The organism is Roseovarius pacificus (assembly GCF_900142665.1).
In the GTDB taxonomy this organism is placed as follows: domain Bacteria; phylum Pseudomonadota; class Alphaproteobacteria; order Rhodobacterales; family Rhodobacteraceae; genus Roseovarius; species Roseovarius pacificus.
This window is the reverse complement of the sequence record NZ_FRBR01000001.1, coordinates 623,874-636,428: the sequence shown is the minus strand read 5'-3', so window position 1 is coordinate 636,428 and position 12,555 is coordinate 623,874. Positions and strand designations below refer to the sequence as shown.

General features: G+C 64.2%; 15 protein-coding genes. 14 read left to right on the top strand and 1 reads right to left on the bottom strand.

From position 1 onward, the window contains the following. The first annotated feature begins 283 nt into the window (after nucleotides 1–283). The 4 genes from BUB53_RS03050 (at nucleotide 284) to BUB53_RS03035 (ending at nucleotide 3,181) form a co-directional block, all read left to right on the top strand. The gene (locus tag BUB53_RS03050) at nucleotides 284–1,072 is read left to right on the top strand and encodes an exodeoxyribonuclease III (protein ID WP_073032569.1); all 789 of its coding nucleotides are present in this window, start codon (nucleotides 284–286) and stop codon (nucleotides 1,070–1,072) included. Between the two features lie 304 nt (nucleotides 1,073–1,376). Next, nucleotides 1,377–2,288, top strand: coding sequence for a thioredoxin family protein (locus BUB53_RS03045; RefSeq protein WP_073032567.1), 912 nt, complete (start codon nucleotides 1,377–1,379; stop codon nucleotides 2,286–2,288). 27 nt (nucleotides 2,289–2,315) lie between these two features. Continuing rightward, nucleotides 2,316–2,975 carry an LON peptidase substrate-binding domain-containing protein gene (locus BUB53_RS03040; RefSeq protein ID WP_073033692.1) on the top strand — a complete coding sequence of 220 codons (660 nt, stop codon included), beginning with the start codon at nucleotides 2,316–2,318 and terminating at the stop codon, nucleotides 2,973–2,975. Further along, nucleotides 2,972–3,181, top strand: coding sequence for a Trm112 family protein (locus BUB53_RS03035; RefSeq protein WP_073032565.1), 210 nt, complete (start codon nucleotides 2,972–2,974; stop codon nucleotides 3,179–3,181). The genes BUB53_RS03040 and BUB53_RS03035 overlap by 4 nt, the downstream gene beginning before the upstream one ends. 4 nt (nucleotides 3,182–3,185) lie before the next feature. Here the strand turns inward: BUB53_RS03035 and BUB53_RS03030 are convergent, their stop codons facing one another. Next, nucleotides 3,186–3,920, bottom strand: a complete 735-nt coding sequence (locus tag BUB53_RS03030; protein ID WP_073032563.1) for a FadR/GntR family transcriptional regulator — start codon at nucleotides 3,918–3,920, stop codon at nucleotides 3,186–3,188. A 60-nt stretch (nucleotides 3,921–3,980) separates the two neighbouring features. Between BUB53_RS03030 and BUB53_RS03025 the strand changes: the two genes are divergently transcribed. From BUB53_RS03025 to BUB53_RS02980, 10 genes are all read left to right on the top strand, one after another. Continuing rightward, nucleotides 3,981–4,739, top strand: coding sequence for a DUF2182 domain-containing protein (locus BUB53_RS03025; protein WP_188744965.1), 759 nt, complete (start codon nucleotides 3,981–3,983; stop codon nucleotides 4,737–4,739). A gap of 18 nt (nucleotides 4,740–4,757) precedes the next feature. After that, nucleotides 4,758–5,387 (top strand): DUF1326 domain-containing protein, encoded by a 630-nt coding sequence (locus BUB53_RS03020; protein WP_073032559.1) that lies wholly within the window; start codon nucleotides 4,758–4,760, stop codon nucleotides 5,385–5,387. Further along, the gene (locus BUB53_RS03015; RefSeq protein ID WP_073032556.1) at nucleotides 5,387–5,896 is read left to right on the top strand and encodes a DinB family protein; all 510 of its coding nucleotides are present in this window, start codon (nucleotides 5,387–5,389) and stop codon (nucleotides 5,894–5,896) included. The genes BUB53_RS03020 and BUB53_RS03015 overlap by 1 nt, the downstream gene beginning before the upstream one ends. Before the next feature lie 108 nt (nucleotides 5,897–6,004). Continuing rightward, complete coding sequence (acuI, locus tag BUB53_RS03010; RefSeq protein ID WP_073032554.1) at nucleotides 6,005–7,000, top strand: acryloyl-CoA reductase; 996 nt, start codon at nucleotides 6,005–6,007, stop codon at nucleotides 6,998–7,000. 202 nt (nucleotides 7,001–7,202) lie between these two features. Then, nucleotides 7,203–7,619, top strand: a complete 417-nt coding sequence (locus tag BUB53_RS03005; RefSeq protein WP_073032551.1) for a universal stress protein — start codon at nucleotides 7,203–7,205, stop codon at nucleotides 7,617–7,619. Nucleotides 7,620–7,746: 127 nt separating this feature from the next. Then, on the top strand, nucleotides 7,747–8,262 hold the full coding sequence (locus BUB53_RS03000) for a GNAT family N-acetyltransferase (protein ID WP_229709448.1): 516 nt from the start codon (nucleotides 7,747–7,749) through the stop codon (nucleotides 8,260–8,262). 649 nt (nucleotides 8,263–8,911) lie between these two features. Then, on the top strand, nucleotides 8,912–9,415 hold the full coding sequence (gene mraZ, locus BUB53_RS02995; protein WP_073032547.1) for a division/cell wall cluster transcriptional repressor MraZ: 504 nt from the start codon (nucleotides 8,912–8,914) through the stop codon (nucleotides 9,413–9,415). Between the two features lie 3 nt (nucleotides 9,416–9,418). Continuing rightward, nucleotides 9,419–10,411, top strand: coding sequence for a 16S rRNA (cytosine(1402)-N(4))-methyltransferase RsmH (gene rsmH, locus BUB53_RS02990; RefSeq protein WP_073032542.1), 993 nt, complete (start codon nucleotides 9,419–9,421; stop codon nucleotides 10,409–10,411). After that, nucleotides 10,411–10,764 (top strand): cell division protein FtsL, encoded by a 354-nt coding sequence (gene ftsL / locus BUB53_RS02985; protein ID WP_073032536.1) that lies wholly within the window; start codon nucleotides 10,411–10,413, stop codon nucleotides 10,762–10,764. Before rsmH ends, ftsL begins: the two co-directional genes overlap by 1 nt. Then, nucleotides 10,761–12,545 (top strand): peptidoglycan D,D-transpeptidase FtsI family protein, encoded by a 1,785-nt coding sequence (locus BUB53_RS02980; RefSeq protein ID WP_073032534.1) that lies wholly within the window; start codon nucleotides 10,761–10,763, stop codon nucleotides 12,543–12,545. The genes ftsL and BUB53_RS02980 overlap by 4 nt, the downstream gene beginning before the upstream one ends. The last annotated feature ends 10 nt before the right edge of the window (nucleotides 12,546–12,555 follow it).

Here is a 12,555-nt window from a genome sequence, read left to right as displayed (position 1 = left end):
GCAAAGATAGCTTATGTTAGGGTGACTGGCATGCCACGCAGGTTTTGACGCAGGTCAAGGATAGCGCCTGCATGCGGTGGTATGCTGCAAGAGTTCCCGTTGCATGTGCGGGTTATCGCATGCACCTCCCTGTTGGACTTACCCCGGCTTTGCGCCGGGGTCTTTTTTTGTCGGGTCGGGGTGGGCATGGCGGCGCGGGCTATTTCCGAGGGTGTCGCGGCGCGCGCTTCGCGGTATAGAGCGGATACGGAATTCGAACGCACAGGCAAGGAAAGGGACACTCATGGCATTCACGCTGGCGACATGGAACATCAACTCGGTCCGGCTGCGCGAAGGGCTGGTCGCCCGGCTGTTGCAGGAAGAAGGCCCGGATATCCTGTGCCTTCAGGAATGCAAGAGCCCGGTCGAGAAAATCCCGCGCGACCAGTTCGCCGCCCTGGGCTATGGCCATATGGTGGCGCGCGGACAGAAGGGATATAACGGCGTTGCGATCCTGTCGCGCCTGCCGCTGGAAGATGCGGGAGACATGAATTTCGCCGCGCTTGGCCATGCCCGCCACGTGGCGGCGCGGCTGGAAAACGGCACGGTGATCCATAACTTCTATGTGCCTGCGGGGGGCGACAAGCCCGACCGTGCCATCAATGAGAAATTCGGCCAGAAGCTGGATTACCTGACAGAAATGCGGGACTGGTTCCGCGACAGCCGCCCCGAAAAGGCGATTCTGGTGGGTGACCTGAATATCGCCCCGCGCGAGGACGACGTGTGGTCGCACAAGCAGCTTCTCAAGGTGGTCAGCCATACTCCCATCGAGGTCGAACATCTGGGCAATGCCCAAGAGGCGGGGGGCTGGACGGACGTGACCCGCGCCGATATTCCCGAAGGGCAGCTTTATAGCTGGTGGTCATATCGCGCGCGGGACTGGGACGCGGCGGACAAGGGGCGCAGGCTGGATCATATCTGGACGTCCGGCGATCTGAAGAACGCCTTTCATTCCAGCCGCATTTTGCGCGCCGCGCGTGGCTGGGACCAGCCCAGCGACCACGCCCCCGTATTCGCGACATTCGATTTATAGCTTTACGTTGTCGCAATTTAGGTAAGGAAAACCTGACCTATCAATTTGCCCCCCGATCAGAAAGAACAACCGCGGGGGGCCAAACAGTAAACGGTTCATGAATGCGAGTGTCAGAGGTTTGGCCCTCTTGGGCGGTGGCGCTGTCTTGTGGGCTTTGGCTGCCGCCCCCCTTGTGACTCTCAGGCCGGTGTCCGGGGCGGAACACTCTCGGGCGCAAGGGGATGAGTGCGCTGCCCTCTTGCAACATGCGCGCGGCTGCTCCATGTAACCGGGGAATACACGCACAGCATCCGGAGCCCGAGACATGCTTGAACTTGGTGGCCAAACCCCTCCTGCAACCGATCTGATCAAGGACGTGAGCGAGGCGGACTTCATGAGCGAAGTCGTCGAAGCCAGCCAGACCGTTCCGGTCATCGTGGATTTCTGGGCACCGTGGTGCGGCCCCTGCAAGACGCTCGGTCCGGCGCTGGAAGCGGCGGTGACCAAGGCCAAGGGCGCGGTCAGGATGGCCAAGGTCAATGTCGATGAAAACCAGATGATCGCGGGCCAGTTGCGGGTGCAGTCGATCCCGACGGTCTATGCTTTCTGGCAGGGGCAACCTGTGGACGGGTTTCAGGGCGCGGTTCCCCCGTCGGAAATCGACGCCTTTGTCGAACGTGTCGTGCAGGCCGCCGGGGGCGATGCCAGCGGCGGGCTCGACGATGCGCTTGCGGCGGCCGAGGAGATGCTGGAGCAGGGCGCGGCGACCGATGCCGCCCAGACCTTTGCCGCGATCCTTCAGGAGGATGCGCAGAACGCCGCCGCCTATGGCGGGCTGGTTCGGGCCCATATCTCGATGGACGATCTGGAACAGGCCGAGGCGATCCTGAACGGCGCACCCGCCGAGATATCGCAGGCCCCGGAACTGGAGGCGGCCCATGCTCAGCTTGAACTGGCGCGGCAGGCGGCGGATGCCGGACCCGTGGGCGAATTGCAGGACAAGGTCGAGGCCGATCCCAACGACCATCAGGCGCGGTTCGACCTGGCCCAGGCACTGAACGCGACCGGGCAGACACAGGAGGCGGTCGATCAGTTGCTGGAACTGTTCCGCCGCGACCGTGAATGGAACGACGCGGCGGCCAAGCAGCAGCTGTTCACCATTTTCGAGGCGCTCAAGCCCAATGATCCCATCGTTCTGAACGGACGCCGCAAGCTCAGCTCGATGATATTTGCCTGACCGCCTGTGCGGGCTAGGTTGACCGATATGTTCAACGCATCCGATCTGCCCGATGTCATCCCGGTCTTTCCGCTGCCGGGGGCGTTGCTGTTGCCGCGCTCGCGTCTGCCGCTGCACCTGTTCGAGCCGCGCTATCTGGCGATGCTCGACGATGTGCTGAAGACGCCGGAGCGGCTGATCGGCATGGTGCAGCCCAATCCCGGCCCGGCCTCGGCCCCCGAGAGCGGCAAGGACAAGGGCTTGCACGCCATCGGCTGCGTCGGGCGCGTCACCCAGTTCTCGGAAACCGAGGACGGGCGATACATGATCACGCTGACGGGGCTTTCCCGGTATCGGATACTGGAAGAGGTCGAGGGGTTCACCCCGTACCGGCGCGCGCGCGTGTCCTGGGAGGGGTTCGACCGCGATCTCGGACCGGCGGATGCCGACCCGGAGTTCGACCGCGCGGCGTTTCTGGCGCTGCTGGGGCGTTATTTCAAATCGCGCGAGTTGCAGACCGATTGGGAGACGCTGGAGCAGGCCGAGGACGAATTGCTGATCAATTCGCTGTCGATGCTCCTGGGGTTCGAGCCCGAGGACAAGCAGGCGCTGCTGGAGGCGCCGTCGCTGTCGACACGGCGCGAAACGCTGGTGACGCTGATCGAATACGCCCTGCGCGGGGGCGACGACAGGGAGGTCGTGCAATGAACGATACCGCCGAAGACAGCCGTCATGATCATGCCGGGTTCGACCGGCGCATGCTGGAGGCGCTGATCTGTCCGCAGTCGCAGGTGACGCTGGAATATGACGCCGAGCGTCAGGAACTGATCAGCCGCGCCGCCGGCCTGGCCTATCCGATTCGCGACGGGATTCCGGTGATGCTGCTGGACGAGGCGCGCCGGCTGGACGACTGACGGGTCAGGTGGCCTTGCGGGCGCGGGCGGCCATGACATCGTGCCCGAGGGTCAGCGTATAGGCTTCGAGCTCGTGCAGGGCGGTATCGGCGGCGGCCGCGTCCTGCGTGTCGAGCGCATCGGCGATGCGGGTGTGCAGGCGCTCGATGGTTTCGCGTGAGCGGGCGGTGAAGGTGATCATGTTCATCAGCGGCTGCATCGCCTCGACCGCGCCCGCCAGCTGATAGCTGAGCACCGGATTCCCGGCGGCATCCACGAGGGCGCGGTGAAAGGCCACGTCCGACGCGCAGAAGGATTCATCGGACAGGCCCGGCTGGGTCTGGCGGTGAATCTCGGCGCGCATCGTGGCGAGATGATCGGCGCTGCGGCGCGCACAGGCCAGCGGCGCGCAGGCGCGTTCCAGCGCATAGCGGGCCTCGCAGGCGGTTTCGAAACTGACGGCGTTCATCGACAACAGCAGCGTCGAGGTGGTGACGTGCTGCCCGTAAGCCTCTTCATAGCTGAGCCGTTTGACGAAAGCCCCGCCGAAGGCGCCGCGCTGCGTGCGGATCAGCGATTGCGCCGCCAGCCGTTTGAGTGCCTCGCGCACGGTGGGGCGGGAGACCTCGAACTGCTCGGCCAGTTCGGCCTCGGAGGGCAGGCGCTCGTCCACGATCATGCGCCCCTCGACGATGGCGTCGCGGATGGCCTTGGCGATCTGGGCCGAGAGGTCGGTTTTGGTGTTCGGGTCGATTTTCATTTGTCTTACATTTAAATGTCTGACAATTTAAAGGCAAGCGATGAGTCGCATGAGGGTGAGATGATTTCAGCACGGATCAGACGGATGACGGGCCTGCACTGGCTGACGCTGTTCGGTGTGATCGTTCTGGCCTGGGCGCTGCTCTATGCGATGGCCTTGCCCGAGAGCCTGAGGGCGGCGGGGCAGGTTTACGGGGCCGAGTTCCTGGCCAGCCTGTGCGTGGTCACGCCCGACGCGGCGGGATTCGGGCGGATCACGGTCATGTGGGCGCTGATGTCGGCGGCGATGATGGCCCCCACCGCCCTGCCGGCGCTGGCCACCTATGACGAGTTGCCAACGACCGGGCGGTCGGGGTTTGCCGCGCTGCTGGCGGGGTATCTGACGATCTGGCTGGGCTTTTCGCTGCTGGCGGCGGGGGCGCAGATGGGGCTTTACCGGGGCGACCTGGTCAGCGCCTTTGGCGACAGCCGCTCGCGAATCTTGTCCGGGGTGCTGTTACTGATCGCCGGGGCGTATCAGTTCAGCCCGGTGAAAGAGGCCTGCCTTGCCAAATGCCGCGCGCCGCTGACCTTTTTCATGCAGCACTGGGACGAAGGCGCGTGGCGCAACGGGCTGCGGCTGGGGCTGGTGTGCCTTGGCTGTTGCTGGGCGCTGATGGCGCTGGCCTTTGTGGGCGGGGTGATGAACCTGGCCTTCATGGGACTCGCCACGGCGATCATGATCATCGAGAAACTGCCCGATCTGGGCCGCTGGCTGACCCGTCCTTTGGGGGCGGGGCTGGGGCTGGCCGGGCTTTGGATGCTGGCAGGCGGAATTTGAAACGGAGGAGAGTGAAACATGCCGTTCGACGAGTTGGGCACGGTGCCCTGGACCATCAAGGGGGAGTTGATCCTCAACTGCAACTGCACGGTGTTCTGCCCCTGTGTCGTCAGCCTTGGGAAACATCCGCCGACCGAAGGTCATTGCCAGGCCTGGGCCGGGGTGCGCATCGACGAGGGGCAGTATGGCGATGCCGACCTGTCGGGGCTGAACGTGGGGCTGATGCTGGAAATTCCGGGCCTGATGGCGCGCGGCAACTGGAAGGCGGCGGCCTATATCGACGAGCGCGCCAGCGACGAGGCCTATGAGGCGCTGGTCAATATCTTCAGCGGCAAGGCGCGCGGCACCACCGGGCTGTTCAGCTTGCTGGTCAGCGAATTCCTGGGCGCCGAGCGCGCGCCGGTGGTGTTCGAAACCGAAGGCAAGGCGCGCCGCCTGATGGTGGGCAAGAAGATCCAGGGCGAGGTGGTGCCGGTCGAGGGCAAGGGCGGCGAGGATATCGTTGTGACCAACACCGAATACTGGATGGGCCCCGACATTACCGTGGCCACCGCCACCAAGGGGCGGGTGCGCGCCTTTGGCCGGGTGTGGGATTTCGACGGGCGCAGCGCGGAAATCTGCCAGATCGACTGGCACGGGCCCCGCTGATGATCGGCCCGGCGTATCCGCGGCAGATGGCGCGCTACAACGCGTGGCAGAACCGGCAGATACATGCCGCGCTGGACGGCGCATCGCTGGACGATCTGCGGCAAGGTCACGGCGCGTTCTTCGGCTCGATCCTGGGAACGCTGAGCCATATCCTGTGGGGAGACCGGATCTGGATGAGCCGGTTCGCCTCCGATCTGGTCGGTGCGCCCGAGGGTGGGATCGAGGGCAGCCCGGGGCTGTGCCCGACCCTCGCGGTGTGGAGTGCCGAGCGGTTCGTGACCGATGCGGCCATCGCCCGTTGGGCCGACAAGCTGCATGCGCTGGACCTGACCGGCGATCTGACATGGCATTCGGGCGCCTTGGGCCGCGAGGTGAGCAAGCCCAAGGCGCTGTGCGTGGTGCATATGTTCAACCACCAGACCCATCATCGCGGGCAGTTGCATGCGATGATGACACGGGCGGGGTTCGATGCGCCGGTCAGCGATCTGTTCGCGATGCCGGGGACGTAGGCGCCTGTTGCGAGCGAGGGAGTGAGGGGCCAGCCCCTCACACTCCCCGGAGTATTTTGGGAAAGATGAAGCAGGGGGCTGGCCCTGATTGCGCGAAGGGAGAGACAGATGTTCAACGCACTGGTTGTGGACAAGGACGAGGACAGCGGCAAAACAAGCGCCGCAGTGACGCAGATCGGGGTCGATGACCTGCCCCATGGCGAGGTTCTGGTGGCGGTGGATTATTCCACGGTCAACTACAAGGACGGGCTGTGCATCGGGCCGGGCGGCGGGCTGGTGCGCCGCTATCCGCATGTGCCGGGGATCGATTTTGCCGGCACGGTCGAAGAGAGCAGCGATGCGCGCTACAAGCCCGGCGACAAGGTGGTGCTGACCGGCTGGCGCGTGGGTGAGGCGCATTGGGGCGGCTATGCCCAGAAGGCGCGGGTGCTGGCCGACTGGCTGGTGCCCTTGCCCGAGGGGCTGGATACCCGTGCGGCGATGGCGGTGGGCACCGCCGGGCTGACCGCGATGCTGTCGGTCATGGCGCTGGAGGATCACGGGCTGGAGCCGGGTCACGGGTCGGTTCTGGTGACCGGGGCCGCGGGCGGCGTGGGCAGTGTCGCCACGGCGATCCTGGCCAATCTGGGCCACGAGGTGGCGGCGGTGACCGGGCGGCCAGAGACCGGCGCGTACCTGAAAGGGCTTGGCGCGAGCCAGATCGTTGCGCGCGAGGAGTTGACCGAGGTCACCCGGAAGCCGCTGGAATCCGAGCAGTGGGCGGGCTGCGTCGATGCGGTGGCGGGCGTCATGCTGGGCCGGGTTCTGAAGCAGATGAAATACGGCTCGTCGGTTGCGGCCGTGGGGCTGGCCGGTGGCGCGGCGATCGAGGGGGCGCTGATCACGCCCTTTATTCTGCGCGGTGTCAACCTGCTGGGGATCGACAGCGTGATGCAACCCTATGACAACCGTTTGCGCGCGTGGCAGCGGCTGGCCAGCGACCTGCCGATGGACAGGCTGGAGGCCATGGTGCAGCCCGCGACGCTGTCGGACCTGCCGGGGTTGGGGCGTGATATCCTCAAGGGGCAGATCAAGGGCCGGGTCGTGGTGGATGTGAACGCCTGAGATCGTCCTGCGGGGCCGCATATGTCGCGACTGGCATGGAAAACGGCGTGGTTGATTGATTTTCGGCCCCGCGCCGCGTTACCGTCGATGCAAGGGGCATCCTGCGGAGCCGCCGCAGGCCCCCGTTCGGCGGAGCGCACAGGCGGCCTGTCCGGTTTCGGACAGGAGCGGCGGTGCAATCCGCGCGACAGGAGGATAGTGAATGTTCAAGAAGATCATGACGCCGGTCGATCTGGCCCATAAAGGCGATCTGACCAAATCTCTGGCCGTTACGGCCGACCTTGCAAAGCAATACGGCGCCGACGTGGTTTATGTCGGGGCCACGACGCCGACGCCCAGTTCGACCGCGCACAACCCTGCGGAGTACAAGGACAAGCTGATGGCCTTTGCGGCGGAGCAGGCCGAGGCGCACGGGATCAATGCCACGGCGGACATGGTGATGGCGCATGACCCGACAACGGATATCGACGATGTGCTGATCAAGGCCGTCAAGGACGAGGGCGTCGATCTTATCGTGATGCAAAGCCACATGCCGAACATTCTCGATTACATCTGGCCATCGAATGGCGGCAAGGTGGCCGAACATGCCAAGTGCTCGGTTTTCGTGGTGCGCGGCTGATATGAAGGACGCGCGGTCCCGGCACTTGACGCCGGGGCTGCGGCGCGACCTTTTGCGCGAGGGCTTGCTCTGAGCGGCGCAGGGGGTAATGTGGCCTTTCCTGAAACGGCCACGCAAGGAGCATCGGGTGAAGGACAACGGCGATCTTGTGATCCGCCCGGTGCGGGATTCGGATGCCGACAGGGTGTGGCCCCTGTTGCGTGATGTGATCCGCAAGGGCGACACCTATGCCATCGACCCGAACCTGACACGCGACCGCATGCTGACGCAGTGGGTCGAGCAGCCCCGCGCCACCTATGTGGCCGAGCGCGAGGGCGAAATCCTGGGCAGCTACTACATCAAGTCGAACCAGGCCGGGAACGGGGCTCATGTCTGCAACTGCGGTTACATGGTGGCCCCTTCGGCCCGTGGGCAGGGGATCGCGCGCGCCATGTGCCTGCACTCGCAGGACGAGGCGGTCAAGCTGGGCTATCTGGCGATGCAGTTCAATCTGGTCGTGTCCACCAATACCGGCGCGATCCGCCTGTGGCAGTATCTGGGGTTCGAGACCGTGGGCCGCCTGCCGGGGGCGTTTCGCCACCCCGAGGCGGGGCTGGTGGATGCGCTGGTGATGTATAAGTGGCTGGAGCCTGCGCAGGGCTGACTGCGCCTTTCGGGACATCCTGGGAAACCGTGCGGGAATTCATGGGACCGCGCCATGGGAATTCATGGGCGGGGTCTGTTCACGCGCCGAATCACGGGGGTGTGATCGGTGCGATTGGCCCTGAGCGTACCTGATTTCAGCTGAAATTTCTGACCGGGCTGCTGATTTATGGGATTTTTTCGGGAAAGCATGGGAAAAATTCGGCCTTGCCTTAGTCTACTATATGTTGTGTTAGATGACGGTATATTCCGCTAAGTTATGCGTTCAGGCGTGCCGATTTAGCACATCATGTTGTTTTTGAAGGCTACTAAGAACAAGATCATGTGCCTGTTTCCCGCAAAAACTTATTGATTTCCATGAAATCCCATGGCATCCCTTTAATCACGATGAGGACGGGAACAAAGGGGCGCAACAAAGACCCCGAACAAAAAACTCCCAAGTCAGGTTTCATACAGGCACCCGCTTTCATCGAACGAAGAGATCCGGCGCGCGGGCGAGCAGACATCCCCCCAGGTGGCGCGCGCAGTCGGACATCCCCGCGAGGCGGGACGAGGGCGGCGGATTGGGCAGTGGCAGCAGCTCAGTCCGTCGTTTCGTTTCAGGGGGGGGGGACGATTTCAACCGGGGCGACAGAGAGGCGGACGGGACAGTGGTTCGCAGGTTCAGAGGCGAAAGCCACCACAAGGTGGACAGCAAGGGCAGGGTCTCGATCCCGGCCTCTTTTCGCCGTGTCCTCGAAGCCTCCGACCCGAACTGGACCGAAGGGCTGAACCCCGAACTGGTCATCGTCTATGGCGATCACCGCCGCAATTACCTTGAATGCTACACCATGGACGCCATCGCCGAGGTCGACGCCAAGATCGACGCGTTGCCGCGCGGCTCGATGGAGCGCAAGATGTTGCAGCGCCTGTTCCATGGTCAGTCTTATCCGACCAATGTGGACGAAACCGGGCGTCTGGTTCTGCCGGCCAAGCTGCGGCAGAAGATCGGGCTGGAGAGCGAGGCGTTCTTCATCGCCGCCGGTGACACCTTTCAGGTCTGGAAGCCCGAAACCTACGAGGAAGAAGAGCTGGCCAAGACCGAAGAGTGGCTGGACGATCTGCCCGAGGATTTCGATCCGCTGTCCTTCCTGGATGGGCCGAAAGGGGATTGACGGATGGCTGCCGCTGCCCACGCCCCCGATACCGCCCCGCATATTCCTGTTCTTCTGCGCCCGCTGCTGGAGGCCGTTACGCCCGTTCGGGGCGTTTGGGTCGATGGAACCCTTGGCGCGGGCGGCTATACCCGTGCGCTGCTGGAGGCCGGGGCCGAGCGTGTGATCGGCGTGGACCGCGACCCGCTGGCGCTCGAGATGGCGCGCGAATGGGGGGCGGAGTACGGCGCGCGGCTGGACCTGGTGCAGGATACGTTTTCCAACATGGACGATCATGCGCAGGGCGTGGATGGCGTGGTGCTGGATCTCGGCGTGTCCTCGATGCAGCTCGACCGGGCGGAGCGGGGGTTTTCCTTCATGCAGGACGGCCCGCTGGACATGCGGATGAGCCAGGACGGCCCGAGCGCCGCCGATCTGGTGAACGAGGCGCCCGAAAGCGATCTGGCCGATATCCTGTATCTTTATGGCGAGGAACGCGCCAGCCGCCGGATTGCCCGTGCGATCACTCGTGCCCGCGAAGAAAGCCCCATAAAGACCACCTTTCAACTGGTTGAAATCGTGGAAAAATGCCTGCCGCGCCCCAAGCCGGGGCAGGCCCATCCCGCGACCCGCAGCTTTCAGGCCTTGCGCATCGCGGTGAACGATGAATTCGGTGAGCTGGTCGCCGGGCTGGAGGCCGCCGGACGGGCGTTGAAACCCGGCGGGCAACTGGCGGTGGTGACCTTCCATTCGATCGAGGACCGGATGGTCAAACGCTTCCTTCAGGCCAAGTCCGGCGGGGGCGGGCGGGGCAGCCGCCACGCACCCGAGCTACAGGCCATCGCGCCGGAATTCGAGGTCCGAAACCGCAAGGCCATTGGCCCGGACGATCGGGAACTCGGTGAAAATCCACGCTCGCGCAGCGCCAAACTGCGCATAGCGATCCGCACCGATGCACCGGCCACGCCGGCGGATCGCAAGGCCATTGGCATGCCGTTGCTCAAGGGGGACAGATAATGCGCAGCCTGTTTTACGTTCTGACCGCTTTATCGGTGATCGGCCTGGCCTTTTGGGCCTATCGCGAGAATTATGAAACCCAGGCGGCGCTGAACCGCGCCGAGAGGCTCCAGCTTCAGATTTCCGATGCCCGTCAGCGCCTGCGCGTGCTGAATGCCGAATGGGCCTATCTGAACCGGCCCGACCGTCTGCGCGATCTGGCCGAGATCAATTTCGACAAGCTGGGCCTTGTGCCGCTGCAACCCTATCAGTTCGGCCGTATCGACCAGGTGGCCTTTCCGCCCGAGGACGAAACCCTGCCGATCCTGACCCCGGTCGAGGTTTCCAATATGAACATGGAGGACACGCAATGATCCGCACCCCGCTGCGTCCGCTGGCCCGTATCCTCGAAGCCCGTGCCAGGGGCGAAAACCCCGATGCCATCGAGCGCGAGAATATCCGCATCCGGCACGAACAGATGCGGGATCGCGCCCGCGTGCGCGCCGAGGGGCGTCTTCTGGTTCTGGGGGCGATGTTCTTTTGCGCCTTCGCGGTGATCGGCGGGCGGATGGGCGTTCTGGCCAGTTCCGAACCGTCCGAGCCGCGCAGTTCCATCGCCGGGGCGCAGATACTGGCGCAGCGCGCCGATATCGTGGATCGCAAGGGCCGTATCCTGGCCACCAATTTCGAAACCCACAGCCTCTATGCGCAGCCGCCCCAGATGATCGAACCGGAGCGGTCGGCGGACGAGCTGGTCAAAATCTTTCCCGATCTGGATCGCGAAAGGCTGATCAAGGATTTTACCGGCAAGCGCAAGTTCCTGTGGATCAAGAAAAAACTCAGCCCCGAACAGAAACAGGCCGTGCATGACATCGGCGAGCCGGGCCTGTTGTTCGGTCCGCGTGAAATGCGCCTTTACCCCAACGGAAAGCTGGCCGCGCATGTGATGGGCGGGGCGAGTTTCGGCCGTGAGGGCGTCCATGCCGCCGAGGTGATCGGCGTGGCGGGTATCGAAAAGCAGTTCGACGAACGCCTGCGCGATCCGGCGCATGGCCACGAGCCGCTGACCCTGTCGCTCGACCTGTCGGTGCAGGCGGCGGTCGAGCGGGTTTTGCATGGCGGCATGACCCTGATGAATGCCAAGGGCGCCACCGCGATCCTGATGGAGGCGAAAACGGGTGAGTTGATCTCGGTCGCGTCGCTGCCCGATTTCGATCCCAACGACCGGCCCCGCCCGCCGACCGAGGGCAATCCCAGCGACAGCCCGCTGTTCAATCGCGCCGTTCAGGGGGTTTACGAACTGGGTTCGACCTTCAAGATTTTCGCGGTCGCGCAGGCGCTGGAACTGGGTCTGATCAACCCGTCGACGATGATCGACACCACGGGGCCGCTGCGGTGGGGCAGGTTCCGCATTCGGGACTTCCACAATTACGGGCCGGAACTGACCGCGACCAAGGTGATCGTCAAATCCTCGAACATCGGCACCGCGCGTATCGCCCAGATGATCGGGGCCGAGCGTCAGCAAACGTTCCTTAAAAAACTCGGGTTCTTCGATCCGACCCCGGTCGAGATCGTCGAGGCCGCAGGCGGGCAGCCCCTGTTGCCGCCGAAATGGTCCGAATTGTCGACGATGACGATTTCCTATGGTCATGGCCTGTCGGCCAGCCCGATGCACCTGGCCGCCGCCTATGCCACGCTGGCCAATGGCGGGCGCAAGGTGACACCCACATTGCTGCGTCAGCCTACTGCGCAGCTTGGTCCGCGCGTGATGTCGGAACAGACGGCGCGCGTGGCGCTGGACATGCTGCGCAAGGTCGTCACCGAAGGCACCGCCAGCTTTGGCGAGGTTCCGGGATACGCCGTGGGCGGCAAGACCGGCACCGCCGACAAGCCCAAGGAACGGGGCGGCGGGTATTACGAGGACAAGGTGATCGCGACTTTCGCCAGCGTCTTTCCGGCTCATGACCCGGAATACGTGCTGGTGGTCACGCTGGACGAGCCGGTGGAAACCTCGGGCGACGAGCCGCGCCGCACAGCGGGCTGGACAGCCGTACCCGTGGCCGCCGAAATCATACGTCGCGTCGCTCCCCTGCTGGGGCTTCGCCCACAGATTGAACCCGGCGAACTGGCTGCTATAACGCTGACAGCGAACTAGGCATGACGCG

What these genes read in the sequence shown, in the direction of transcription:
- BUB53_RS03050 (WP_073032569.1), top strand. Translation starts at nt 284, where the DNA reads ATGGCATTCACGCTGGCGACATGGAACATCAACTCGGTCCGGCTGCGC.
- BUB53_RS03045 (WP_073032567.1), top strand. Translation starts at nt 1,377, where the DNA reads ATGCTTGAACTTGGTGGCCAAACCCCTCCTGCAACCGATCTGATCAAG.
- BUB53_RS03040 (WP_073033692.1), top strand. Translation starts at nt 2,316, where the DNA reads ATGTTCAACGCATCCGATCTGCCCGATGTCATCCCGGTCTTTCCGCTG.
- BUB53_RS03035 (WP_073032565.1), top strand. Translation starts at nt 2,972, where the DNA reads ATGAACGATACCGCCGAAGACAGCCGTCATGATCATGCCGGGTTCGAC.
- BUB53_RS03030 (WP_073032563.1), bottom strand. Translation starts at nt 3,920, where the DNA reads ATGAAAATCGACCCGAACACCAAAACCGACCTCTCGGCCCAGATCGCC.
- BUB53_RS03025 (WP_188744965.1), top strand. Translation starts at nt 3,981, where the DNA reads ATGATTTCAGCACGGATCAGACGGATGACGGGCCTGCACTGGCTGACG.
- BUB53_RS03020 (WP_073032559.1), top strand. Translation starts at nt 4,758, where the DNA reads ATGCCGTTCGACGAGTTGGGCACGGTGCCCTGGACCATCAAGGGGGAG.
- BUB53_RS03015 (WP_073032556.1), top strand. Translation starts at nt 5,387, where the DNA reads ATGATCGGCCCGGCGTATCCGCGGCAGATGGCGCGCTACAACGCGTGG.
- acuI (WP_073032554.1), top strand. Translation starts at nt 6,005, where the DNA reads ATGTTCAACGCACTGGTTGTGGACAAGGACGAGGACAGCGGCAAAACA.
- BUB53_RS03005 (WP_073032551.1), top strand. Translation starts at nt 7,203, where the DNA reads ATGTTCAAGAAGATCATGACGCCGGTCGATCTGGCCCATAAAGGCGAT.
- rsmH (WP_073032542.1), top strand. Translation starts at nt 9,419, where the DNA reads ATGGCTGCCGCTGCCCACGCCCCCGATACCGCCCCGCATATTCCTGTT.
- ftsL (WP_073032536.1), top strand. Translation starts at nt 10,411, where the DNA reads ATGCGCAGCCTGTTTTACGTTCTGACCGCTTTATCGGTGATCGGCCTG.
- BUB53_RS02980 (WP_073032534.1), top strand. Translation starts at nt 10,761, where the DNA reads ATGATCCGCACCCCGCTGCGTCCGCTGGCCCGTATCCTCGAAGCCCGT.